Raw genomic sequence first — 22,959 nt, forward strand, 5'->3', positions numbered from 1 at the left:
TCCGGAGCCATCACCACAACTGGGCGTCGGCAGTCTCATCCTTCGACAACGCCCATCTTAGCCTCAAGGCACGCTGCACCGTCATCTGCACCGGGAAGGACGGGGGGCATGGAGTTCAGTGACGCCGGATCTAGCTCGGTCTCGAACGCTCCGAACACCATGCGCACATGTTGAATGGCGCCGCCAGCAGGCAGGCGGGTGAACAGGTGCAGGTCGAAAGGTCCCTGACGAGGTTCCGCCATTCGAGCTTCCAAGACACCGACGTCGGTCGGATCTGCCAGTTCAACCCACTCGCTTGCTGCCAGAATGCCCCTGCCTCGCTCGGCGTCATCAACGCTTATGCCCGGAGGTGTGAGGACGATCCGCGCAGCGAGTTGCTGCGTCCTGCAGCGATTGTCATCAACGGAGACAGTACATGACACGGCATATATCGTGTCTGGCGTGGATAGCGTTGTGACGGCGGCGGATATCTGGTTCGGCAGAGGTCTTAGCAATATTCTTCCATCACCAAGATATCCGAAACAGGGGTAGCTGGCCTTTATTTCGCGCGTCAGTTTCGTATCGGCCATGTCCGCTTCGCTGACAGGGGCTACGGGATTGGCAAGAGGTAAGCCGGCTTCCTGGGCTGTCCTTGCCACGCCGGTCGAAACTCCGGGAAAGCCGCCCCAGATCCGAATGGCGAGCATCGGCTGCTTTTCGTTTTCTGCAGGGAGACCGACCGGCGACTGCAGACCATATTCGGGAAGAAGTCCAGCAGAGCATATGCCAAGAGTTGGAAACTCGCCTGCGCCTTCAGCGTAGATGCGAAGCTGGAGAAGACGATGAAGCTGCGACAGGGTCTTATCCAGGCGCAGTTGCAACGTCCCCTTGCGGAGCATGCTGAAGGGGACCCGCCACCGCGCCAGTTGTGCGTCTGCCGCGCCGGCTATCAATTCGGCCGTTATCCAGCCCACGCCAGAGCCAGGCGAGGTGATCTCAAGATCAAGGCCGCCTAAACCATGGGCGCCGATGGGAAGGATCTGGCGTAGGATGCAGTCTTCCACCTGGTTGCTCGCGTTTTTCGGCCGCGCCGCCGGTACTGCGATGCTGCCGTGCGGCGGTGGGCTCGAGAAAGCTAGCCGCAAAGGAGACAGCCGAAGATTTTCAAGCAACTCTTCGACGTCGCGCGGGATTCTGTAATGGTTTTCAAGGGTTTCGCGGAGTGCGGCAATATCCTTGCGCAGATTGGCATTCGACCGGGCCAGTTGTGCAACCGCCGAAAGAGAATAGGCCAGGAGATCCATGGTCAATGTGGCTGCATTGCCGTGGACGAGGCGAGGGATTGCATCCTCTCCGGCAAGCTGGGACCACCATTTCATTAGGAGTTCCCCGGCGTTTCGATCGCAGGAGCCAGGTACCCAGATCGCCCAGACATTTGTCGGCGGCACCGAGAGTGGCTGTAGCTTTGCGTCAATGTCGGCGGTAGCGTAGCCGTCCGCATCGCTCAGCACGAGGCGCTGTTTTCCATCAATGCGTAGGGTGAGGAACCTGAACCCGCTGTTTTTCCATGGGTGGGGGAGCATTTCGCCTTGCGGGGCAAGCAGCAACAGTTTCGGCGCGCCGTCATACAAGGAGCGGAAATTTGAATGATGTGCATAAAGCATCATGGCGAAAGGAACTCCATATCCTTCTGCTCCGGGTCCGCCGTGCGGGAACTTCCGTCCTGCTCCACCTCGGGAAGGAAGACAAGCTTGCGTTCGGGGATACCCAGCGCGCGGCACAATTGAAATGTCTCGGCGTGGTCGACCAGGATCTTGTCGTAGGCCTGCTCGAAGGCGATGCAGGCATTCGCCGCTTCCAGCGCCGAACAATGCTTTTCGCCGCCAAGCGCGAGCAGACAGCAGGTTTCCACCCCGCGGTGACGCAAGGAGCCCATAAGGGAACTGGGGAGTTGATTGGGGAGCGAAATAACCGTCCGATAGGCGGCAAGCGTAGTGATGATGGCCTCCGCATCCCACCATCCCGGATGCGGTACGCTGGTGCCGCTGTAATTCCGATGTTTTACCGAAGTGTCCTCAACGCCTCGAAGGGACGGCAGCAGGACGAACTCATCGAAGTGATCCTTCAGCGCGATGTCGCAGTCGAACCGGTTTCCTATTGCGATGAGATGAGGCGAAAGAGTGCCGTCCATACTGTCACGTATCCGCAAGGCGGCTTCCAGTTCGCCTGAATTGCCGGCCTCGATAACGATAGCAACGCAGCCCCGCGTTTTGTCCGGCGACATACATGGAAAGACTGAAGGCAATGACGAACCGGAATAGATTTGCCATGGCATTGAGGAGCCGGCCCTATGACGGTCGAGATGCGCGGAACGCCAGGTGGTTGCATGATTTCGACGGGCGGCTTCGGTCAGCTTCTTGCCAAGGGTCTCGATTGCCTGCGAGGCGTCGTGATCGAACGGAAGAGCTTCGGGAACCTCCAAGGTTAGTTCATGAACGGCGTTCGGTTTTCTGATCTGAGAATGGAGCCCCTGAAATCCGCTTTTTTCGCGAAAGGATTTGAGGAATTGGTCGGCCTCGAAGGCGGCTACCTGGATATTCGGCGGAGCCGAAATCGGCAACTCGACTGTGCCGCCGGGCACCTGCAGGTTTGTTTCGTCGCGCCAGCGTATTGATGGAGGGGAAACGACGTTTGCTTCAAGGGTCAGCGTGACAAGAGTGGATCTTCTTAAGGCGCGCTCCAGCGTCCAGAGAATTCCGGAAAACATCCGCCGTCTCGCGAGCGCCCCGAGGAGTTGCTCTTCCATCACCACCAGATGGCCGGGTGATCGGCCATACTCTGGCCGCTCGCGCGAACGCAGCAGCAGTATCAGATAGTCCTCCAGTGCGATCGTTTCGCGCTCGTAAGGGGAGGCAAGACGGCTGACCTTGCCAGTGTCAGGATGAAAGATCGCATATCTGGACCGGACCCTGATCTCACGATCCAGGATAGACGGCACATTGTACAGGTTGGAGTGTTTGGAGCGAATGTACTCAAGCGTCGACGCGAGTTCTCGTTCTGCCGCCACGAGCATGCTTTCGCCCCGACGCCGATACCGAAAGCCAGCGTTCGGAACATGTATGCCTCGGAAACCCGAATCGAGCCCCTGCAGCCAAAACTCCCAATCCTCGCAGCCCCTTCTCATGTCGCTGTCGAAGCGCAAACCTGCATCGAGCATGTTGCGCCCTGCCATGCTGCCCGCCTCGGTGACGTTTCGGAAAAGATGCTCCAGCGGAGAGTAAGATCCGGACATATCGCCAAATTCAGCAAAGCCAAACTTGTCGATATCCGTGTATGCCCAGCCGGCGCACTCGTCACCCGACTGCAACGCATCCAACAATCGCTGCAATGTCGCCGGACCGATCCTGTTGTCGCTGTCCAGGAAATAGACGCTCTCCAGAAGCGGAAATGCGCGAAGTGCAAATTCTATTCCCGTATTTCTCGCTGCGCTGAGACCGTCGTTGCGTTTTCGCAGGTAATAGATCTTGTCTGGATAAGCGTACGCGAAGCTCAAACAGCATTCGTGAGTCTCCAAATGAGGACATCCATCATTCACGATGATGATGGCAAAAAGGAAATTGGTCTTTTGACTCAAAGAGGTACTTAATGCTTCAGACAGAAATCCTGGCTGGCCGAAGGCCGGTATCACTATTGCGACCTTGATGGGAGCGGTTTTGCTGCTATGCACAAGCCGAGAGCCTTTTCTTCAAAAATGAAGTTTATTTCTCCATTGAAAATGGGAATACATTCGAAATGTAAATGTAACTCTGGGGCGAAAATATGTCTCACGATCAAATTAGCAATCTGCGTTAAATTATATAAAAATTAAAACTAGTATTATTTGATTTTATATCAGAATTATTCTTGTTTTATATATTCTCTTGCGATCCCGGATTGCCACGTTGCTGTGGTAAATTAACGAATACGCGTTCGTGGAGCGTGCTCCTGCTGCCGAACGAATTCGCTCTTTTGTATAATCAAAAGGACTGTCGCCGGATCGCAGTTCTGCCGCGCCAGATGCATTCAGCAGGTTGATATTCATCAATTCCGATAAGATTGGCGCCGTGTAGCTTGTTTACTCTGTGGGAGAAGCGGAGTGCGAGCGATGCCCACCAGTTGGCCTGTTATCGTCAAGACCGAAATACAGCGATCAAACGCCAATCTGGCAGATTATCAGTCAGAGTGTGAGCGGTTTACGTGGGACGATGCCCGCAAACTGCTCAGCTACCTTCCGGGCGGCTCGCTCAATATCTGTCATGAAGCCGTCGACAGGCACGTGGAGCACGGGCAGGGGAGCAATTTTGCGCTACGCTGGTTGGGGCGCAAAGGCGACACTCGCAACTTCACCTATAGTGACCTCCAGGCCGAGACAAGCCGTTTCGCGAATGTGCTTGCCGCTCATGGAATTGAGCGAAACGACAGCGTTTTTTCCCTGCTCGGGCGGGTGCCGGAACTTTACATCGCCGCACTCGGTACTCTTAAGCACGGCAGCGCTTATTCACCGCTTTTCTCCGCGTTCGGCCCTGAACCCGTGCGCATGCGCATGGAGATCGGAAGGAGCGCGGCACTCGTTACGACGAAATCCTTGTACAAGCGTAAGGTCGAGGCGTGGCGAAATGAACTTCCGACGCTGAAATGCGTGTTTCTCATCGATGCGCATGGTGAAGACCTTCCGGATGGCACGATCGACCTTGCGAGCGAGATGGAACGCCGGCCCGAAACCTTCGAGACGGTGGAGACCCGGCCGGAAGATCGGGCGCTCATCCACTTCACCAGTGGCACGACGGGCCGGCCGAAGGGTGCGCTTCATGTGCATGAAGCCGTCGTTGCGCACGCGGTGACGGCGCGATTTGCCCTTGATCTGCGGCAGGGGGATATTTTCTGGTGTACCGCGGATCCGGGATGGGTCACCGGTACGTCGTATGGAATTATCGCGCCCCTCGTGCTTGGCGCCACGATGATCGTGGACGAAGGCGAGTACGATGCTGAACGCTGGTACGAAATCCTAAAAGAGCAGAAGGTGAACGTCTGGTACACGGCGCCGACGGCTATCCGCATGCTTATGAAGTACGGCGAAGAGCATGTCCGTTCGCGTGAATTTGCGCATCTGCGCTTCATGGCCAGCGTCGGCGAGCCATTGAATCCGGAAGCGGTCATGTGGTCGATGCGTGCTTTCGGCATGCCCTTTCATGACAACTGGTGGCAAACGGAGACCGGCGGCATCATGATAGCCAACTTTGCTGCCGAAGATGTCAAGCCCGGCTCGATGGGACGGCCGCTTCCGGGCATCGAGGCGGGAATAGTCGAACGCCAAGATGGAGCGGTTCGGGAAATCACCGAGGAAAACCGGCCAGGGGAACTGGCGCTCAAGGTTGGCTGGCCGTCGATGATGCGCGGTTATCTGAACGAGGAAGAGCGATACAGGAAATGTTTCGCCGGCGAATGGTACCTGACCGGCGATCTCGCCTACCGGGACGGGGATGGTTACTTCTGGTTTGTCGGGCGCGCGGACGATCTAATCAAGAGTTCAGGCCATCTCATCGGTCCATTCGAGGTTGAGAGCGCGCTGATTGAGCATGAGGCGGTGGCGGAGGCGGCGGTCATAGGGTTGCCGGATGAGACTGCGGGCGAGACCGTAAAGGCCTACGTGGTGCTCAACCCGGGCTTTGTGGAAAGCGAGGCGTTGGTGCGCGATATCATGGCACATGCCAGAAAGCGCCTCGGCCCCGCCGTTGCGCCACGCATGATCGAGCCCTGCAAGACGTTGCCGCATACGCGCAGCGGAAAAGTCATGCGACGGCTCTTGAAGGCCCGGGAACTAGGCCTTCCCGAGGGCGATACCTCGACATTGGAGAGTGACAAATGAGCAGGGCGGAGGATGGCCGCGTCCACTTGACGCGCGAGCACGCGCTCGAACTGTTGCGGCGAATGATGCTCATTCGCAGTTTCGAGGAAAAATGCGCCGAACTCTACACACAGGAAAAAATCCGCGGCTTTCTGCATCTTTACATTGGTGAGGAGGCCAATGCCGTTGGCGTCATGCAGGCGCTCGAACCCGAGGACGCGATCGTCGCGACCTACCGCGAGCATGGTCATGCACTTGCCAGGGGCATTTCCGCAAGCGCCGTCATGGCGGAAATGTATGGCAAGGCGAGCGGGTCGAGCCGGGGGCGCGGCGGATCGATGCACATTTACGATGCGGGCCACCGCTTCTATGGGGGTAATGCGATTGTCGGGGGCGGATTGCCGCTCGCGGTCGGCCTTGCCCTTGCCGACAAGATGCAGGGGCTGACCCGTGTGACTTGCTGTTTTTTCGGCGAAGGAGCTGCGGCGGAGGGCGAGTTCCATGAGTCCATGAACCTTGCCGCCTTGTGGAAGCTGCCGGTGCTGTTCGTATGCGAGAACAACGGCTACGCGATGGGCACCGCGCTCTCCCGCTCTGAGTCAAATCCCGACATCGCCGCCCATGCCGCGGTCTTCGGTATGCCGGCAGATGTGGTCGACGGCATGAATGTCGTTGACGTCGAGGCTGCGGCAAGGAGGGCAGCGAAGGCGGTGCGAGCCGGGGAGGGGCCGCGCTTTATCGAAAGCAAGACCTACCGTTTTCGCGCGCACTCCATGTTCGATGCCGAGCTTTACCGCGACAAGTCCGAGGTTGAGGAATGGAAAAAGCGTGGGCCGGTGATTCGCTTTACGAAGTGGCTACTTGATACAGGTACCGCGCATGAAAGCGATATCGAGGCGATCGAGCGCGAGGTGGAAACTATTGTGGGCGATGCCGTCACTTTTGCCGAGGCGGCTCCATGGGAACCGGTCGACGACCTGACCAGGGATGTGATGTCTCCGGCGAAGGGGGCAGTGCGATGACCGCGATGCGCACGATCACCTATCGGGAAGCGGTAAGGGAGGCCTTGCGGGAGGCGATGGCGCGCGACGAACGGGTTTTCCTTATGGGCGAGGACGTCGGGCGCTATGGCGGCGCTTATGCCTGCTCCAAAGGGCTCATCGAAGAGTTCGGCGAAGAGCGCGTGCGCGACACGCCGCTTTCGGAGGCCGGTTTTACGGGCGCCGGCATTGGAGCCGCACTAGGCGGCATGCGGCCGATCGTCGAGATCATGACGGTGAATTTCAGTCTCCTCGCGCTCGATCAGATCGTGAATACTGCCGCGACGCTTCGCCATATGTCTGGCGGGCAGATGTCCGTGCCACTCGTGATCCGCATGGCCACGGGTGCGGGTCGTCAACTTGCCGCTCAGCATTCTCACAGCCTCGAATGCTGGTTTGCTCATGTGCCGGGCCTTCGCGTCGTTTCGCCGGCAACGGTGGCGGATGCGAGGGGAATGCTCTGGACGGCGCTCGAGGATCCAGATCCTGTTGTCATCTTCGAGCATGCCGCCCTTTACAACGATGAAGGGGAGGTTTCGGCGGAAGGAGATCTTGCACGCGATCTGGACAGGGCGGCGGTGCGGCGGTCTGGTGAGGATGTTTCGATCATCACCTACTCCGGCAGTTTGAAGAAGGCGCTAACGGCGGCCGATACCCTTTCCGCAGAGGGCATTGACAGCGAGGTCATTGACTTGCGTTCCATAAGACCGCTCGACAATGAGACGATCCTGACTTCCGTAGCGAAAACCAAACGAGCCGTGATCGTCGACGAAGGTTGGCGAACGGGAGGTCTTTCCGCGGAAATTGCGGCCCGCATCAGTGAGTTGAGATTTTACGATCTCGATGCGCCTGTCGAGCGGGTATGCAGTGTTGAGGTGCCGATACCCTATCCTCGGCATCTGGAGACGGCAGCCACGCCTCAGCCGGACGGAATCATGACCGCCGTGCACAGGACGCTGCGTCGATGAGCGACTTCAAGATGCCCTCTCTCGGTGCCGACATGGATGCGGGTACGCTCGTCGAGTGGCTGAAACAACCGGGAGACAAGCTGGGCAAGGGCGATGTGATCGCCGTTGTCGAAACGCAGAAAGGAGCGATCGAGATCGAGGTTTTTCATGACGCCGTGATGGGTGTGCACCTCGTTGAGCCGGGCGAGCGTGTCACGGTGGGCACCACGATTGCGCGTCTTGATGATGGTGAAATAGAAGAGCCTGAGCATGAGGCAGCTGCCCCGCCTTCGGCTCTACCTGCAACTGAAACCTTAGCTCCGGCGGCAGTTGCGCATATTCGGAAGCCGGAAGAAGAACGGCTGAAGATCACGCCGGCGGCTCGAAAGCGTGCTGAAGAGATGGGCATTGATCTGCAGATCGTTTCGCCAGATGCAGCTGGTGTCATCGGATTGGCCGAATTGGAGGCTGCCGCGAAAGGGCAGACACCAATATTAACGCGTACGAAAGCTGGCATCGATCCGGTGGAAATGCGAAGGGCGATTGCCGCTGCAATGGCAAGGTCCAAGCGCGAAATCCCTCACTACTATGTGAGTTCGGATCTCGATGTGACCGCACTTATGACGTGGCTTGAAGGAGAGAACCGGAAAAGGCCGGTAGCTGAACGGCTGCTCTACGCGGTCCCGCTTATCCGGGCGCTCTGTCTTTCGCTTGCGAAGACGCCGGAGCTGAATGGTATTCACGAAGGTGACGTTTTCCGCCCAGATGAAGCGGTACATGCCGGGATCGCCGTTTCAATGCGCGGCGGCGGTCTGATCGCTCCGGCAATCCTCAATGCGGATACCCTCGATCTCGATGTGCTGAGGAAGGCCCTAGCCGATCTCGTACAGCGGGTGCGCGCCGGCAGGCTGAAGAGCTCGGAAATGACTTCGGCGACCGTGACCATATCCAATCTCGGAGAAAAAACTGCCGATATGCTGATGCCGGTGATCTATCCGCCGCAGGTGGCAATCATCGGATGCGGACAAATCCGGGAAACCGCGCGCTTCAAGAGCGGAGCGTGGCAGGCAAGGCGCGTCATGACCGTGACGGTCGCCGCAGATCACAGGGTGAGCGATGGGCGAATAGCCGCCCGGTTTCTCAACGACGCCCAAAGGCAACTCGATCATCCGGAGAAGCTATGACGCAAGAGCAAAGCGAAGATCTCGTAAAGCGCATTCTCTTTCAGGTCGCGCCGGAGCTGGAAGGTGAGGACGTCGACCCGGATGAACCCTTCCGTGAGCAGTTCGAGATCGATTCCATGGATTTCCTGAATCTGGTGATCGGTCTCAACAAGGAGACGGGTATTGAAATCCCGGAGGAGGACTACCCTAAACTGGAAACCCTTTCAGGCTGTGTCGCGTACCTTAATCAGCGGAAGGGGCAGACGTAGTTTCACCGAGATACTCGCGCCGGATAAAGACTTTCGCTGGCTGCGCGAGATTGATCGTGATTTCGAAATCGAAAAAATATCCCGAGCGATGCACGAGCGCGTCTTATGAGCCTTGCCGCTGGGTTTCAAGCGCTTCGAAATCAGGCGGCATTTTCTTCGTTTGCACCGAAGGCGACTGAGTTGCGGGAGACTAGAGGACATTCCACCTTGATTTGATCATGTCCCGTCGAGAGGCCGCCGGCAATGTCCAGCAGAAGCTCCGCCGCAACCGCTCCCATTTCATAGTGCGGCAGGACAAGGGTTGTCAGCGGAGGGCGCATGAACTGGGCGACCTCGCGGTCGTCGAAGCCCACGACTGAAATATCGTCCGGGATGCGAAGCCCCAATTCCTTGAGCGCGTCGTAACACCCGAGCGCCATCATGTCGTTGGCGCAGAATATACCGTCAGGCGGATTGTCTTGCCGCATCAATTGCATCGTGCCTTCGTATCCGGCCGAAGGCTCCCAGTTGCCCGGATAGACCAATTCGGGATCGTAGGGAATATCTGCACTCGACAGGGCCTGGCGATAGCCCCGCAGCCTGTCGCGCGAAGCGTCGATTCCGTGCTGCCCGTTGATAAGCGCGATACGCCTTCGCCCGGCGCGGATCAGATGTTCCGTTGCGGTTCTCCCCCCAAGCAGTTCTCCCGGAAGGATCGATGGCAGACGGCGGCGCTTGTCATAACAATTTACCAGCACAGAGGGCGTCTCGAAGAAGATCTGTGGTGGCTGCACCTGGCGGGTCAGCATCGTCGCATAGATCAGGCCAAGGTGCGGCTGCTTGGACATCTGGTCGATGAGCTGGCTTTTCAAGTCGCCTTCGCCGCGCAGGACAGCCATCGTCATGGTCACCCCGTACTCCAGCGCCTTTTCGCGAGCCCCTTCGAATATCAACGGCGTCCAGGGATCGGTCGCGACTTCGTCGGCAACAAAACCGATCAACTTGTCACTCGCCGGCGACTTCTTCTTCGCGCGACGGACGAGTTTATAGCCAAGGGCGTTTGCTGCCTCGCGAACTCGCAGCTTGGTCGCGTCTGTCAGACGCGCTCCAACGCTGCCATTGAGAACCAACGACACGGTCGCTTGGGATACTCCGGCCCGCGCAGCCACATCCATCATCGTCGGTCTCAACCGCTCCGCTCCTTCCTCGAATTCAGCAGTATCCATTGCGCAGCGTGTGTATCCTCAGCTTCTGGCGTGCCTGATCCGGTCGAACGAAACCGCGATAACGATGAATGTTCCGATAAACATTCCCTGCCAGAAAGTCGAGATGCCGAGCAATATAAGCGAGTTGCGGATCACCTCGATCAGCAGGGCGCCGACTACGGCGCCGAGTGCCGTGCCTTCGCCACCGTTGAGGTTGGCGCCCCCGATAACGGCTGCCGCGATCACCGTAAGTTCCATCGCGGTACCAAGGTTAGTGGTCACGCTGCCGAGCCAGCCGGCCATGAGGATACCGGTCAGACCGGCGGTGAATGCCGAGAACATGTAGATCGAGACCTTGATCGGCTTGACCGCGATCCCGGTCAGCGTCGCAGCCTCCTCATTCGAACCGATGGCGAAGACATACTGCCCCCAACGGGTCCAGCGGTAGACCACGCTCATCACCACCGTCAGCACGACGAGTACGTAGAGTGGGTGCGGCAAGCCGAATGTCGAACCGCCACCGATCCAAAGAAGCAGATCGTGGTCGGGCCCGAACTCCCAGATCATCTTGTTGTTCGAGAGTACCATCGCAGCCGAGCGGGCCGCTGAAAGCATGCCGAGAGTGATAACGAAGGCGGGCATGCCCGCGTAGGCAATCAGGACGCCGTTAATCAGCCCGACCAGCAATGCGACGCCGAGCGCGGCAACGGCGGAGAACCAGAAAGGGTAGCCGCCCTCCATCAGCACCGAAATCACCATCGCCGATAGCACCACGGTGGAGCCGACAGACAGATCGATGCCGCCGGATGCGATTACGGTGGTCATGCCAATCGCTATGATTGCGACGAATGCGAAGTTCCGCGACACATTGAAGAGGTTCCTCTCGGTCGCGAAGGCATCTGTCATAACGCTCAGGGCGAGGCATGCGAGAACGGCGGCGATAAAGACCCAGAAAACCTGGAGGTTGGCGATCCGGGCAAACGTGCTGCGATGCTGGGCCTGGCCGATCGCCTGTTCCAGAGTGTCAGACATTGTTTCTCCGTCATGCATATTCGATGGCACCGGTTATCAGGCCGGTCACTTCCTCCGGCGAACTTTCCGCCGCCTTCTTGCTGGCGACGAGCTGGCCGCGCCTAAGAACGGCTATCACATCCGATACGGCGAAGACGTCGGGCATCCGGTGGCTGATCAAAATGACACTGATGCCGTGGTCGCGCAGGTTGCGGATCAGGTCGAGAACCTCGGCGACCTGCCGGACCGAGATAGCGGCTGTCGGCTCGTCGAGCAGGACGATCTTGGCGTCCGAGAGCAACGTCCGGGCAATTGCTACCGCCTGGCGCTGGCCTCCCGACATACGCCGAACCACATCCCGGGGCCGGGTTTCGGACTTGAGGCGGGCGAAGAGCTTGGCTGAGGTTGTACGCATCTCTTCATAGTCGATCGCACCGAACGGTCCGAACCGCTTCATCGGCTCGCGCCCCAGGAACACATTCGAAGCGGCGGTGAAGTGATCGCAGAGCGCGAGGTCCTGATAGACGATCTCTATGCCTTCGCGCTGGGCGTCTATCGGCTTGTGGAATTCGACGCGCTTGTCGTCGATCCGGATCTCGCCTGTCGTCGGACGGTAGTTGCCAGCAATGATCTTCACAAGCGTCGACTTGCCTGCGCCATTGTCCCCCATCAGCCCTATCACCTCGCCAGGCCCGAGCTGGAGTGAAACGTTGTCGAGCGCCTGGATAGCCCCGAAGCTTTTGGAGACGCCGGACAACTTCAGCCGTGACATCATTCTCCCCCTTGTGACGGTGCGAGAATTGTTCCCCGCGGTGTCTGCCTGTTTGCGAATCCAGGCGTATTGCCAGAACAGGATATGTCGTAGCGTCAATTTATAACTTGACTTGGTAATATTAGTAAATAACCATTAGCAATAATAAAGCCAATAGCAAGCACCGTGGTTTTGGGGAGGGCGATGCGGCTTCTTCTGACAGGGGTGACCGGCAAGGTCGGGCAGAATTTCCTGCCTGCTTTCCTGGAAGCGGATCGGTTTCGCGATTGGGACGTCGTGGCGATCTGCAACAATCGTACGATTCCCGAAACCGGCCGTCTGTCCGTGATCAATGGCTCCATCGCCGACCCGGACGTGGTCGGGGCGGCAATCGAGGGCGCTACCCACGTTCTCCACATGGCAGCGGTCAAGGAATCGCCCGACGTCTGCATAGACGTTGCGATAAAGGGAATTTTTCTGCTGCTAGAAGCGTTTCGGCAGTCGCCGGACGCGCGGCAGTTCATCCTGATCGGAGGAGACTGCTCGGTTGGACATGCGTTCCAACCTTATCCCGGACCCGTGACAGAGACATCTCCACGCAAGGCTTACCCAGGTTGTTACGCGCTGACGAAGGTGGTCGAGGAGACGATGCTGGAGCAGTTTCAGCTTCAGTACGGCCTGAACGGCTGCATCCTGCGCGCTCCATGGATCATGGAAAAGGATGATTTTCGCTTTGCGTTGAGCTTCGGCGAAGACCAGTTCGGCGGCCCGCCCTGGAGCGAATACATGTCGGATGAGGATATCGAACGGAGTGCAAGTGAAGGCCTCGTTCCGATGATGATCGACCGGGGCGGAAGCCCGCTTCGGCGAAATTTCGTCCACGTCGATGATGTCGTTACGGCGATCCTTGCCGCCCTCGATAATCCGGCCGCCAACCAGCAGCTATTCAACATCTCGATGGACGAGCCGGTCGACTACGGCGAGATGGCCGATTACCTGAGAAATACCCGCCGGATCGAGGCGAAAGAAGTGCGGACGCCGCTCTATAGCAATTGGCTGGACAATACGAAGGCGCGGCTCCTTCTCGGCTGGCGACCGAAGGTCGATCTCGAACGCCTCATCGAAATGGCATGGAGCTACGACCGCGCCGCCGATAATCCGCGAAAGGTTTGGTACCCCGGATAAAGCGCTGAGTGAATTGATCAAATTACATCTAGGGAGGAAAGAAAAGTGACTAACAAGTTCAAAATTCTGGCCACCGTTGCGATGGTCGCCGCTCTTTCTTGCGCCGCGGCCGTCGCCCAGGACAAGAAGACGCTCGCCATTGTCGTGAAAGGCCTCGACAACCCCTTCTTCGAGCAGATCAACCTTGGCTGTCAAAAATGGATGTCGGAGAACGCCGACAGCGACTACCAATGCCTCTACACTGGCCCGGCATCGTCGGCGGACGAAGCGGGCGAAGTGCAGATCGTCGACGATCTTCTGACAAGTGGCGTCGCGGCCATCGCGATCTCGCCGTCGAACGCGCCCTCCATGGCCAACCGGGTTCGCGCTATCGCGCCGAGTGTACCGGTGATGACGATCGACGCGGACTTCCTCGAGCAGGATCGCGATCTCCGCGCCACCTACCTCGGCACCGATAATTACCTGATGGGTGTCAAGATGGCGGAAGAAGCCGCGAAGCTGAAGCCCGAAGGCGGCACGGTTTGCCTTCAACTCGGCAACGTTGCTGCGGACAATATCAATGCCCGCGCGCAAGGCTTCCGCGATACCGCGAGTGGCGAAAAGGGCATTGACCGACTGACAGGACAAAACGGTTGGACCGAGATCGACGGTTGCCCGGTCTTTACTAACGATCAGGCGGACCTTGCCAACCAGCAGATGTCGGACGTGTTTACCGCTAACCCGGATCTCGATGCCTTCATCCTGATCGGCGGCTGGGCACAGTTCGCGCCGCAGGCCTACACACAGGTGACGGACCAGGTGATGGACAAGCTCAAGTCTGGTGAGCTGATCATCATCGCGGGCGACACCTTGCCTCCGCAAACCGAGGCGTTCCGAGAGGGGCGTAGCCACGCTCAGGTTGGACAGCGTCCATTCGAGATGGGCTATCGCGCGCCGGACGTGATGATCCAACTCATTAATGGGGAGGCGGTGGAAGATCCTCTCTACACGGGCCTCGACGTCTGCAATCAGGAAGATCCCGGCTTTTGCAAGGACAACTGACCTTCAATGCTCGCGAGCCCGGCCCTTAGTGGTCGGTACTCGGCGTGCGTGGTTTAATGATATCGAGCAGTAATATTAATGAATTCGGCTCCAGCTCGGCCGCTGAAAGTGCTAATGGGAGGAAGGCAATGACACTTATACGGACGGTTGCAATCGCCGCGCTCGTCGCAGTATTCGCCACGGGGGCCACGGCCCAGGAGAAGCCTAGGCTCGCGTTCGTCGTGAACGCGGCTTCCGACTTCTGGAAGCTCGCGGAAGCGGGTGTGAACGCTGCTCAGAAGGAGTTGCCCGGCTATGAGCTGCAATTCAGGTATCCTGCTCAGGGCACGGCGGCGCTTCAAAACGCACTGATGGACGATCTCGTCGCTGCCGGAACCGACGCGATCATGATTTCTTCGGTCGACCCGAAGACTTCGATCGACGCATTTAACCGGATCGCCGCGCAGGTACCTCTCTTCACCACCGATTCGGATGCCCCTGCGAGCAACCGCATAGCCTACCTCGGTTCGTCAAACACGGCGGCGGGCATCCAGGCGGGCGAAATCGCGAAAAAGGCATTGCCGAACGGTGGCAAGTGTATGGGTTTCGTTGGTTTCCTTGGCGCCGACAACGCGGTCGAAAGGATCGCGGGTTTCCGGGAGGCGGTGGAAGGTTCGGGGATCGAACTGGTCGATGTTCGCGGTGACGATGTTGATTTCGCGCGCGCCCGCTCGAACGTTGACGACGTGCTGGCGGCGATGCCGGAGATCGACTGTATGGTGGGCTTCTATTCCTACAACCCGCCGAAGATCTACGAGGCACTTCAGGCGGCCGGCAAGCTGGGCGAAATTACCGTCATCGCATTCGACGAGGATCCGGTAACGCTCGGTGCGGTCCGCCAAGGTTCTTTCGCCGGCACCGTCGTCCAGGATCCGTATCAGTGGGGATATCAGGGGATGCATCTGATGGCGGACTTTCTGGAGGGCGACAAGTCCGGGATTCCGGCGGACGGGCTGATTATCGTTCCGACCAAAGTAATCGACCAGTCGAACGTCGACGACTTCGAGGCGGAATTGAAAGCGCGAATTGCCGGATAAGCGGTGCCCTCCCACTTGAAGCGGGGTGCGCGAACCGTGAAAGTCGCCTCGCGCATCCCAACTTTCCCGGAAGCATCGCAGTGATGAGACCACCTATCGATCTGGCGCTCTCCCGGATTACCAAAGTCTACCCGGGAGTCGTGGCTCTGCAGCACGTCAGCCTTAACATCCGAGGAGGCGAGATCGTCGGGCTGATCGGCGAAAACGGTGCCGGCAAGTCGACATTGATGAAGGTGCTGGGGGGCACCATAGCCCCGGACGGCGGTGCGATTGCCATCGACGGCGAAAGCTATGATGCGCTGACGCCAAGCGAGGCGACCACGCATGGCATTGCCTTCGTTCACCAGGAACTGAACACCTTCGCGAATATCGATGTCGCAGGAAACATCCTGTTGGGACGCGAGGTCGCGAGCTCAGCGTTCCGACTGCTGGACCAGCAGGCGATGACCCGCGAGGTTCGCCCCATTCTGGACCTTCTCGGCGCCAGATTCCGGCCGGTGGATTCCGTTGCCGACCTCTCCCTCGCCGAACAGCAGATACTCGAGATCGCCAAGGCGCTTTCGATGAAGGCACGGCTCGTTATCTTCGACGAGCCGACGTCGAGCCTGACCCTGTCGGAGACAGAGCGCCTGCTTGACGTCATGCGTCAGCTTAAAGCGGACGGCGTCGCGGTGCTCTTCATTAGCCATCGCCTCCCCGAGATCGAGAGCGTCGTCGACCGCGCCATTGTCCTGCGCGACGGCAAGAATGCCGGTGAACTCGCACGCGACGAGATCACGAAGGACCGGATGGTAGAGATGATGATCGGGAGGAACATCGGGCGCAACAAGCATCACCACGTTCCAGCCCGGTCCGAACCCGCACTGCGGATCGTTGGCGTGAAAACCGATGCATATCCGTCAATACCTGTCGACCTGACACTCTACGCTGGCGAAATACTTGGGCTTGCCGGGCTCGTCGGCGCAGGAAGGTCCGAACTGGCGCGGGCAGTCTTCGGTGTCGACGCGCGGCACGCGGGTGAGGTGACCTTGAACGGCGAAAGCCTTGCGCCAAACTCGGTCGCAGCATCCATTGAGGCCGGTCTCTGCCTCGTACCGGAAAACCGGAAAGAGGAAGGGCTGATCCTCGACTTTGCCGTGCTCGACAACATTTCGCTCCCCAATCTCGGCAAACTCCGGCAAGGCTGGTTCGTCGACCGCAGGGCGGAAGCTCGGCTCGGCGCGGTATCGACGGAAATGCTAGCGATCAAGGCGTCGACGCTTCAGGGCGCGGTTTCCTCGCTTTCGGGCGGAAACCAACAGAAGGTCGTGCTGGCGAAGTGGCTGGCGACGGATCCAAAGGTGATCATTATGGATGAGCCGACCCGCGGAATAGACGTGGGCGCGAAGGGCGAAGTCTATTCCCTCATGCGAAGTCTCGCCGACAGGGGCGTCGCCATCCTGATGATTTCGAGCGACATGGAAGAAGTGATCGGCGTCTCGGACCGCGTCGCGGTGATGAGCGCAGGTCGGGTCACGGGTATTCTCCCGCCGGAAGACCTTACCGAGCAGAATATCCTGAGGCTGGCGGTCGGGTAGTGGGGTGAAGCCGGGAGGTGAGCAAAGGTGCAGAAGAAGGATATCGGGCTTGCAATTCTGGTGCTGACGGTGGCGGCGGCTGTCGCTGCTCTGAATCCGCGGTTCCTGTCGCCGATCAACCTTGCCAATACCGCAAACCTGATAGGGCTTTTTGGCCTTTTTTCCATAGCCGAGGCCTTTGTCATAGTAACGGCCGGGATCGAGCTTTCGGTCGGGTCGGTCATCGCCCTCCTGGGGGTCTTGTTCGTCGACATGATCGTCAACCAGGGTATCCCCTGGCCGATTGCGATGGTGGTCGTGCTGGTGCTTGGTGCGGTCATCGGCCTGCTCCACGGCCTCCTTGTCACCCGGCTCAAGCTTCAGCCGTTCGTGGTCACGCTCTGCGGGCTGCTCATTTACCGCGGCATTGCGCGCTTTTACACCGCTGACGGAACCGCGGGCTTCTCGTTCGGAGACGAGTTCCCATGGCTCGAATGGCTGGTGTCGGGCAGAACTTCGGGCGTCCCGCATTCCATAATCGCGTTTTCGGTGGTGGCGGCGTTCTCGTGGTTGCTGCTTCACCGGACGGTCTTCGGGCGCCATCTCTACGCCGTTGGCAAGAATGAGGAAGCAGCGCGTTTCTCGGGCATCAAGACCACTCGCGTCATTATAGCGGCCTATATCATCTGCGCGGTGTTGACAGCGCTTTCGGCGATTTTCTTCGCAATGTATACGCGCTCGATACACCCTGCATCGCACGGCAATTTCTACGAACTCTATGCCATCGCTGCGGCGGTACTGGGAGGGTTTTCTCTACGGGGCGGCGAAGGTTCGATCGTTGGCGTCGTTCTGGGCGTAATCCTTCTGCAAGTCCTTCAGAACCTCGTGAACCTTCTTGGCATCCCATCTTCGCTAAACTTCGCCGTGATGGGCGGCGTCATACTTATCGGCGTCATCGCGGACACGCAGTTCGCAAGATATCGCAGCGCTCGCAGACAGGCTGCGGCACTTGCGTCTTTGCGGACAATCGCCGGTACCCGTGCGGATTAGGTTACGGCCTCATAAACGAGGTTGAAATGGTATGGGAGGATTAGTTCGGATACCGCAGCGCTTCCCACGAAAGCGAAATGGCTCTTCTGGAAATCGCTCTGGTGAAGCTTGCGGTACTGTGACTGCCACTTTCAGTCTTCAGGGCAGCGCCCATGCGAATAATAGGTATGTTTAGGCGCAAATCGGAATTCTGTTGGACGTTATTTGGACGCCGGAATCAAGATTCGCGGATCGACAATTTCCTAAACAATTGATTTTATTGGTGCCGGCAGCAGGATTCGAACCCGCGACCCCCTGATTACAAATCAGGTGCTCTACCAACTGAGCTATACCGGCGCTAACTTGTTTTGGCGTCGTCGCGAAGCGGCGAACTTCCGGGGAAATAAGCCGGGCAATTTCACTCCCAGACTGTAATCCGGCACCTAGATGCCGGAAAATCCGCCGTCTGTCCACCGCTTTGGACCGATTTTGAGAGCGGCATTCACATATTGTCTTCCGGCTATGGCGAAGGTCGAAGTCCCATACCCGCGCGGGAGATGTAGAGCGCAAGAACAGCAGCGTTCGAAACGTTGAGAGAACGGATCTTTCCGGGCATGTCGAGCCTCGCGAGACGATCGCAAGCGGCGCGTACGCCTTGCCGTACGCCCTTTCCTTCGGACCCGAGCACCAGGACCACATTTGCGGCGAATGGGGTATCCTCCAGTGAAGCTTCGCCGTCGCTGTCCAAAGCGATTCGTTGAAAGCCCTGCGCTCCCATCTCTTCGAGGAAGCGAGCCATGTTTTTCACGCGAACGTGACGTATCAGGTCGAGCGCGCCGGACGCGGATTTGGCGAGAACCGGGCCTTCGTCGGGTGCGTGCCGTTCCGTGGTCACCACGGCGTCCGCGCCAAGAGCTACCGCGGAGCGCAGGATGGCGCCGACATTATGCGGATCGGTTACCTGGTCGAGGGCGAGCACCAGTCGCGCGCCCTTGAGTTCGCGCACGCCATAGGCGGGCAGGGGATCCGCCTCCAATACGACGCCTTGATGAACGGCGTCCTGCCCGACCATTTTTTGCAGACCCTTCGGTGTCGTCTCTTCGACGGGAACATCGGGAAACACGCCCCGCTCCTGAAGGCGTCGCAAGGCGTTCGGCGTTGCAAACAGCCGGTGGCGCTTGCGTTCCGGGTTTGCAAAGGCGGCTTCCACGGTATGAAGGCCATAAAGGCGGATCGGGCCGGACATTTCGGGGGTGCCGGTCTGTCTGCGCGGTTTCGCCGGGCGGCCGGGCATCGGATTTCGGTGCGGGTGGCTTTTCATCCACATCGCATAAACCCGTTTCATCCCGCCGACAACCGGGAGTATGGCCCTCCGCTAGGGTTGGATGCGGTGAAAAGGTTGGATGTGATGAATATGAGATGAAACGCCCCGGCAAAGCCCCTGACGGCGACGATGTGGCGGAACGGATCGAAGGTTCAGGTTTGCAGACACTAAAATATGCAATTGCCCATCAAGTGGATAACGCCGGCAGACGCCGCGATACATCCATCCGTCGCAAGCTTTTCACCGGGGAATTTAAAAACAGTCAAAAACTGCGTTGACACCCTCGGGCCCGATCTGCATAACACGCGCCACGGGATCGGCCCCGCCTTGATTGCGGGGGTGTTGCCGTGAAGCCATCCTGGAAGCTTCGGCCGAAGGATAGGGTCCGGAGGAGTGCCCGAGTGGTTAAAGGGGGCGGACTGTAAATCCGCTGGCTCAGCCTACGTTGGTTCGAATCCAACCTCCTCCACCACCCTATGGTCGGATGTGCGGGTGTAGCTCAATGGTAGAGCAGCAGCCTTCCAAGCTGACGACGAGGGTTCGATTCCCTTCACCCGCTCCACCTGCCGGGCGAAACCGGAAGTGACTAGGGTACGCCACGCGGTGCATGGTCCTATGTCATTGGGACAATCGTTCCACCACGGTCGAAAGCCATAAGCGTGCCGAGACCGATCGACAGAACAGCGGATTGGACAGAGAGCGACGCCGATGGCGAAAGAGAAGTTTGAGCGCAATAAGCCGCACGTTAACATTGGCACGATTGGCCACGTTGACCACGGCAAAACGACGTTGACGGCTGCGATTACGAAGCAGTACGGCGAGTTCAAGGCTTACGACCAGATCGACGCGGCTCCGGAAGAGCGTGCACGCGGCATCACGATCTCGACGGCGCACGTGGAGTATGAGACGGATGCGCGTCACTATGCGCACGTCGACTGCCCTGGCCACGCCGACTACGTGAAGAACATGATCACGGGTGCGGCGCAGATGGACGGCGCGATCCTCGTGGTTTCGGCGGCCGACGGCCCAATGCCGCAGACGCGCGAGCACATCCTGCTTGCCCGCCAGGTCGGCGTTCCGGCGCTGGTGGTGTTCCTGAACAAGGTCGACCAGGTTGACGATCCGGAGCTTCTGGAACTGGTCGAGGTCGAGGTTCGCGAGCTTCTGTCGTCCTATGACTTCCCGGGCGACGACATTCCGATCGTCGCGGGTTCGGCGCTTGCCGCTCTTGAGGGCCGCGACGACAACATCGGCACGGAGAAGATCGCCGAGCTGATGAAGGCCGTCGACGACTACATCCCGACGCCTGAGCGTCCGCGCGATCAGCCGTTCCTGATGCCGATCGAGGACGTGTTCTCGATCTCGGGCCGCGGCACGGTTGTGACGGGCCGCGTCGAGCGCGGCGTCGTCAAGGTGGGCGAGGAAATCGAGATCGTCGGTATCCGCGACACGCAGAAGTCGACGGTGACGGGCGTCGAGATGTTCCGCAAGCTGCTCGACCAGGGCGAGGCTGGCGACAACATCGGCGCGCTGCTTCGCGGCATTGGCCGCGAGGACGTGGAGCGCGGTCAGGTTCTGTGCAAGCCGGGTTCGGTTACGCCGCACACGAAGTTCAAGGCCGAGGCCTACATCCTGACGAAGGAAGAAGGTGGCCGGCACACGCCGTTTTTCACCAACTACCGTCCCCAGTTCTACTTCCGCACGACGGACGTGACGGGCGTTGTTGAGCTTGAGGAAGGCACCGAGATGGTGATGCCGGGCGACAACGTCTCGGTGACGGTGACGCTTATCGTGCCGATCGCCATGGAGGAAGGCCTCCGCTTCGCCATCCGCGAAGGCGGCCGCACCGTCGGTGCCGGCGTCGTCGCGAAAATCATCGAGTAACGAATTCGAGTGCCGCCGGGCTAAACGCCCGGCGGCGTTTCCTTTCCCGGTTTTGGCTTGATCTTTTGCAAAACCGGAACTAGCAAAAGTATCTGCCAGTCTTGGCAAATACAGGGGTGTAGCTCAGTTGGAAGAGCGGCGGTCTCCAAAACCGCAGGTCGGGGGTTCGAGACCCTCCGCCCCTGCCACTTTTGCTCTTGAACGCGAAGCCAATAGGCTTTAAGTAGGGCTTTCGGGCAGGCGCGCGGACCCATCCGCGCGCCCGCGCGTCTTGAGTTAGGCCGATAGCGGAATGGCGAAATCCAATCCTTTCACATTTATTCAGCAGGTACGCTCGGAGGTGTCCAAAGTCACTTGGCCGACGCGTCGGGAGACGGCGGTGACCACCGTAATGGTTTTCATTATGGTTTTCATTGCCTCGATCTTCTTTTTGCTCGCTGATCAGGCGATGGGCTGGGGTGTGGGCTTGCTGCTTGGAGTCGGCAACTGACGCCGCACCCGGAAACACAATCGGATCAGAGGTCAATGGCCAAGCGCTGGTATATCGTCCACGCCTATTCGAACTTTGAGAAAAAGGTCGCAGATGCCATTCGGGAGAAGGCGTCTCAACAGGGCCTTGACGATTTGTTCGAAGAGATTCTCGTCCCGACCGAGAAGGTCGTGGAGGTGCGGCGGGGCCGTAAGGTCGATACGGAGCGCAAGTTCTTTCCGGGCTATGTGCTCGTGAAAATGGACATGACGGACCAAGCTTACCACCTGATCAAGAATACCCCCAAGGTGACCGGATTTCTCGGTGCGGACCAGAAGCCGGTGCCTATCTCCGATGCGGAAGCTCATCGCATTCTGCATCAGGTACAGGAGGGCGTCGATAGGCCCAAGCCGTCGGTCAGCTTCGAGGTGGGTGAGCAGGTTCGTGTGGCAGATGGGCCGTTCGCGTCGTTCTCCGGCCATGTCGAAGAGGTCGATGATGAGCGTGCGCGGCTTAAGGTCGCGGTATCTATTTTCGGCCGGGCAACTCCGGTCGAACTGGAATTCGGTCAGGTCGAGAAGGTCTGACCGTTCACCGTCTTCGGACGGTCGCCGGATTTCCGGCAAAGTGTTGGGTGGGAGGCCCTCGGGCGTCGGTTCGCCGGATGCCAGGGATAAGCCGCACCACCAACTCCATGACGGCCGGGTTTGTCCGGCGTTGCCATCACGGAGAAGAGAATGGCGAAGAAAATTGCAGGTTACATAAAGTTGCAGGTGCCGGCCGGCTCCGCGACGCCGTCCCCGCCGATCGGGCCTGCGCTCGGTCAGCGCGGTCTCAATATCATGGAGTTCTGCAAGGCGTTCAACGCGCAGACCCAGGATGCGGAGAAGGGCGCGCCGTGCCCGACGATTATCACCTACTACTCGGACAAGTCCTTCACGTTCGAGGTGAAGACGGCGCCGGTCAGCTTCTTCTTGAAGAAGGCTGCCGGGCTCAAGTCGGGCTCCAAGACGCCGGGCCGCGGAACCGTAGGCAAGGTGACGGGCGCACAGGTGCGTGAGATTGCCGAAGCCAAGATGAAGGATCTGAACGCCTACGACGTAGACGCCGCCGTTCGCATGGTCGAAGGCTCGGCGCGGTCCATGGGCATCGAGGTTGTGGGGTAAG

General features: G+C 58.9%; 21 protein-coding genes and 4 tRNA genes. 18 read left to right on the plus strand and 7 right to left on the minus strand.

Annotated features, from left to right (window positions below; translation table 11 throughout):
• Positions 1-35: 35 nt before the first annotated feature.
• Positions 36-1,646, minus strand: a complete 1,611-nt coding sequence (locus tag GR183_RS03835; RefSeq protein ID WP_160774293.1) for a DUF6212 domain-containing protein — start codon at positions 1,644-1,646, stop codon at positions 36-38.
• A complete protein-coding gene (locus GR183_RS03840) occupies positions 1,643-3,706 on the minus strand; it encodes a glycosyltransferase family 2 protein (protein WP_160774294.1) in 2,064 nt (687 codons plus the stop codon). The genes GR183_RS03835 and GR183_RS03840 overlap by 4 nt, the downstream gene beginning before the upstream one ends.
• A gap of 417 nt (positions 3,707-4,123) precedes the next feature.
• Between GR183_RS03840 and acsA the strand changes: the two genes are divergently transcribed.
• Genes acsA through GR183_RS03865 form a run of 5 tightly spaced genes read left to right on the plus strand, consistent with a single transcriptional unit; the run spans position 4,124 to position 9,282 of the window.
• Positions 4,124-5,884: an acetate--CoA ligase gene (gene acsA, locus GR183_RS03845; RefSeq protein ID WP_160774295.1), complete on the plus strand. Its 1,761-nt coding sequence runs from the start codon at positions 4,124-4,126 to the stop codon at positions 5,882-5,884.
• Entirely contained in the window at positions 5,881-6,885 is a 1,005-nt protein-coding gene (gene pdhA, locus GR183_RS03850) for a pyruvate dehydrogenase (acetyl-transferring) E1 component subunit alpha (protein ID WP_160774296.1), read from the plus strand. Before acsA ends, pdhA begins: the two co-directional genes overlap by 4 nt.
• Positions 6,882-7,871 carry an alpha-ketoacid dehydrogenase subunit beta gene (locus GR183_RS03855; RefSeq protein WP_208999745.1) on the plus strand — a complete coding sequence of 330 codons (990 nt, stop codon included), beginning with the start codon at positions 6,882-6,884 and terminating at the stop codon, positions 7,869-7,871. Before pdhA ends, GR183_RS03855 begins: the two co-directional genes overlap by 4 nt.
• Positions 7,868-9,034, plus strand: coding sequence for a dihydrolipoamide acetyltransferase family protein (locus GR183_RS03860; protein WP_160774297.1), 1,167 nt, complete (start codon positions 7,868-7,870; stop codon positions 9,032-9,034). Before GR183_RS03855 ends, GR183_RS03860 begins: the two co-directional genes overlap by 4 nt.
• A complete protein-coding gene (locus tag GR183_RS03865) occupies positions 9,031-9,282 on the plus strand; it encodes an acyl carrier protein (RefSeq protein WP_160774298.1) in 252 nt (83 codons plus the stop codon). Before GR183_RS03860 ends, GR183_RS03865 begins: the two co-directional genes overlap by 4 nt.
• Positions 9,283-9,422: 140 nt before the next feature.
• Here the strand turns inward: GR183_RS03865 and GR183_RS03870 are convergent, their stop codons facing one another.
• The 3 genes from GR183_RS03870 to GR183_RS03880 are packed head-to-tail and all read right to left on the minus strand — an operon-like array spanning position 9,423 to position 12,249.
• Positions 9,423-10,487, minus strand: coding sequence for a LacI family DNA-binding transcriptional regulator (locus GR183_RS03870; RefSeq protein ID WP_244313615.1), 1,065 nt, complete (start codon positions 10,485-10,487; stop codon positions 9,423-9,425).
• Positions 10,488-10,505: 18 nt separating this feature from the next.
• Positions 10,506-11,498 (minus strand): ABC transporter permease, encoded by a 993-nt coding sequence (locus tag GR183_RS03875; protein WP_160774299.1) that lies wholly within the window; start codon positions 11,496-11,498, stop codon positions 10,506-10,508.
• 10 nt (positions 11,499-11,508) lie between these two features.
• A complete protein-coding gene (locus GR183_RS03880) occupies positions 11,509-12,249 on the minus strand; it encodes an ATP-binding cassette domain-containing protein (RefSeq protein ID WP_160774300.1) in 741 nt (246 codons plus the stop codon).
• A 183-nt stretch (positions 12,250-12,432) separates the two neighbouring features.
• On the opposite strand from GR183_RS03880, the gene GR183_RS03885 reads away from it, so the two are divergent.
• From GR183_RS03885 to GR183_RS03905, 5 genes are all read left to right on the plus strand, one after another.
• On the plus strand, positions 12,433-13,413 hold the full coding sequence (locus GR183_RS03885) for an NAD-dependent epimerase/dehydratase family protein (RefSeq protein WP_160774301.1): 981 nt from the start codon (positions 12,433-12,435) through the stop codon (positions 13,411-13,413).
• An 81-nt stretch (positions 13,414-13,494) separates the two neighbouring features.
• On the plus strand, positions 13,495-14,454 hold the full coding sequence (locus GR183_RS03890) for a substrate-binding domain-containing protein (RefSeq protein ID WP_160774825.1): 960 nt from the start codon (positions 13,495-13,497) through the stop codon (positions 14,452-14,454).
• A 128-nt stretch (positions 14,455-14,582) separates the two neighbouring features.
• Positions 14,583-15,530: a sugar-binding protein gene (locus GR183_RS03895; protein WP_160774302.1), complete on the plus strand. Its 948-nt coding sequence runs from the start codon at positions 14,583-14,585 to the stop codon at positions 15,528-15,530.
• A gap of 83 nt (positions 15,531-15,613) precedes the next feature.
• On the plus strand, positions 15,614-17,107 hold the full coding sequence (locus GR183_RS03900) for a sugar ABC transporter ATP-binding protein (protein WP_160774303.1): 1,494 nt from the start codon (positions 15,614-15,616) through the stop codon (positions 17,105-17,107).
• Positions 17,108-17,134: 27 nt separating this feature from the next.
• Positions 17,135-18,136, plus strand: a complete 1,002-nt coding sequence (locus GR183_RS03905; RefSeq protein ID WP_160774304.1) for an ABC transporter permease — start codon at positions 17,135-17,137, stop codon at positions 18,134-18,136.
• Positions 18,137-18,396: 260 nt separating this feature from the next.
• On the opposite strand, the gene GR183_RS03910 is transcribed toward GR183_RS03905, so the two are convergent.
• Positions 18,397-18,472 (minus strand) — tRNA-Thr (locus GR183_RS03910).
• 163 nt (positions 18,473-18,635) lie between these two features.
• Positions 18,636-19,460: a TrmH family RNA methyltransferase gene (locus tag GR183_RS03915; protein ID WP_160774305.1), complete on the minus strand. Its 825-nt coding sequence runs from the start codon at positions 19,458-19,460 to the stop codon at positions 18,636-18,638.
• 74 nt (positions 19,461-19,534) lie between these two features.
• Between GR183_RS03915 and GR183_RS03920 the strand changes: the two genes are divergently transcribed.
• The 8 genes from GR183_RS03920 (at position 19,535) to rplK (ending at position 22,958) form a co-directional block, all read left to right on the plus strand.
• Positions 19,535-19,717, plus strand: a complete 183-nt coding sequence (locus tag GR183_RS03920) for a hypothetical protein (protein WP_160774306.1) — start codon at positions 19,535-19,537, stop codon at positions 19,715-19,717.
• Between the two features lie 109 nt (positions 19,718-19,826).
• A tRNA-Tyr gene (locus GR183_RS03925) sits at positions 19,827-19,911 on the plus strand.
• A 16-nt stretch (positions 19,912-19,927) separates the two neighbouring features.
• Positions 19,928-20,001, plus strand: a tRNA-Gly gene (locus tag GR183_RS03930).
• 146 nt (positions 20,002-20,147) lie between these two features.
• Positions 20,148-21,323, plus strand: coding sequence for an elongation factor Tu (gene tuf, locus GR183_RS03935; protein WP_160774307.1), 1,176 nt, complete (start codon positions 20,148-20,150; stop codon positions 21,321-21,323).
• A gap of 112 nt (positions 21,324-21,435) precedes the next feature.
• Positions 21,436-21,511 (plus strand) — tRNA-Trp (locus GR183_RS03940).
• Positions 21,512-21,615: 104 nt separating this feature from the next.
• Complete coding sequence (gene secE / locus GR183_RS03945) at positions 21,616-21,813, plus strand: preprotein translocase subunit SecE (protein ID WP_160774308.1); 198 nt, start codon at positions 21,616-21,618, stop codon at positions 21,811-21,813.
• 35 nt (positions 21,814-21,848) lie between these two features.
• A complete protein-coding gene (nusG, locus tag GR183_RS03950; RefSeq protein ID WP_160774309.1) occupies positions 21,849-22,379 on the plus strand; it encodes a transcription termination/antitermination protein NusG in 531 nt (176 codons plus the stop codon).
• Positions 22,380-22,529: 150 nt separating this feature from the next.
• Positions 22,530-22,958 carry a 50S ribosomal protein L11 gene (gene rplK / locus GR183_RS03955; RefSeq protein WP_160774310.1) on the plus strand — a complete coding sequence of 143 codons (429 nt, stop codon included), beginning with the start codon at positions 22,530-22,532 and terminating at the stop codon, positions 22,956-22,958.
• Position 22,959 lies beyond the last annotated feature (1 nt).

The organism is Stappia sediminis, from assembly GCF_009826895.1.
Lineage (GTDB): Bacteria > Pseudomonadota > Alphaproteobacteria > Rhizobiales > Stappiaceae > Hongsoonwoonella > Hongsoonwoonella sediminis.

What these genes read in the sequence shown, in the direction of transcription:
- GR183_RS03835 (WP_160774293.1), bottom strand. Translation starts at nt 1,646, where the DNA reads ATGATGCTTTATGCACATCATTCAAATTTCCGCTCCTTGTATGACGGC.
- acsA (WP_160774295.1), top strand. Translation starts at nt 4,124, where the DNA reads ATGCCCACCAGTTGGCCTGTTATCGTCAAGACCGAAATACAGCGATCA.
- pdhA (WP_160774296.1), top strand. Translation starts at nt 5,881, where the DNA reads ATGAGCAGGGCGGAGGATGGCCGCGTCCACTTGACGCGCGAGCACGCG.
- GR183_RS03855 (WP_208999745.1), top strand. Translation starts at nt 6,882, where the DNA reads ATGACCGCGATGCGCACGATCACCTATCGGGAAGCGGTAAGGGAGGCC.
- GR183_RS03860 (WP_160774297.1), top strand. Translation starts at nt 7,868, where the DNA reads ATGAGCGACTTCAAGATGCCCTCTCTCGGTGCCGACATGGATGCGGGT.
- GR183_RS03865 (WP_160774298.1), top strand. Translation starts at nt 9,031, where the DNA reads ATGACGCAAGAGCAAAGCGAAGATCTCGTAAAGCGCATTCTCTTTCAG.
- GR183_RS03870 (WP_244313615.1), bottom strand. Translation starts at nt 10,487, where the DNA reads ATGGATACTGCTGAATTCGAGGAAGGAGCGGAGCGGTTGAGACCGACG.
- GR183_RS03875 (WP_160774299.1), bottom strand. Translation starts at nt 11,498, where the DNA reads ATGTCTGACACTCTGGAACAGGCGATCGGCCAGGCCCAGCATCGCAGC.
- GR183_RS03880 (WP_160774300.1), bottom strand. Translation starts at nt 12,249, where the DNA reads ATGTCACGGCTGAAGTTGTCCGGCGTCTCCAAAAGCTTCGGGGCTATC.
- GR183_RS03885 (WP_160774301.1), top strand. Translation starts at nt 12,433, where the DNA reads ATGCGGCTTCTTCTGACAGGGGTGACCGGCAAGGTCGGGCAGAATTTC.
- GR183_RS03890 (WP_160774825.1), top strand. Translation starts at nt 13,495, where the DNA reads ATGGTCGCCGCTCTTTCTTGCGCCGCGGCCGTCGCCCAGGACAAGAAG.
- GR183_RS03895 (WP_160774302.1), top strand. Translation starts at nt 14,583, where the DNA reads ATGACACTTATACGGACGGTTGCAATCGCCGCGCTCGTCGCAGTATTC.
- GR183_RS03900 (WP_160774303.1), top strand. Translation starts at nt 15,614, where the DNA reads ATGAGACCACCTATCGATCTGGCGCTCTCCCGGATTACCAAAGTCTAC.
- GR183_RS03915 (WP_160774305.1), bottom strand. Translation starts at nt 19,460, where the DNA reads ATGAAACGGGTTTATGCGATGTGGATGAAAAGCCACCCGCACCGAAAT.
- GR183_RS03920 (WP_160774306.1), top strand. Translation starts at nt 19,535, where the DNA reads ATGAAACGCCCCGGCAAAGCCCCTGACGGCGACGATGTGGCGGAACGG.
- tuf (WP_160774307.1), top strand. Translation starts at nt 20,148, where the DNA reads ATGGCGAAAGAGAAGTTTGAGCGCAATAAGCCGCACGTTAACATTGGC.
- secE (WP_160774308.1), top strand. Translation starts at nt 21,616, where the DNA reads ATGGCGAAATCCAATCCTTTCACATTTATTCAGCAGGTACGCTCGGAG.
- nusG (WP_160774309.1), top strand. Translation starts at nt 21,849, where the DNA reads ATGGCCAAGCGCTGGTATATCGTCCACGCCTATTCGAACTTTGAGAAA.
- rplK (WP_160774310.1), top strand. Translation starts at nt 22,530, where the DNA reads ATGGCGAAGAAAATTGCAGGTTACATAAAGTTGCAGGTGCCGGCCGGC.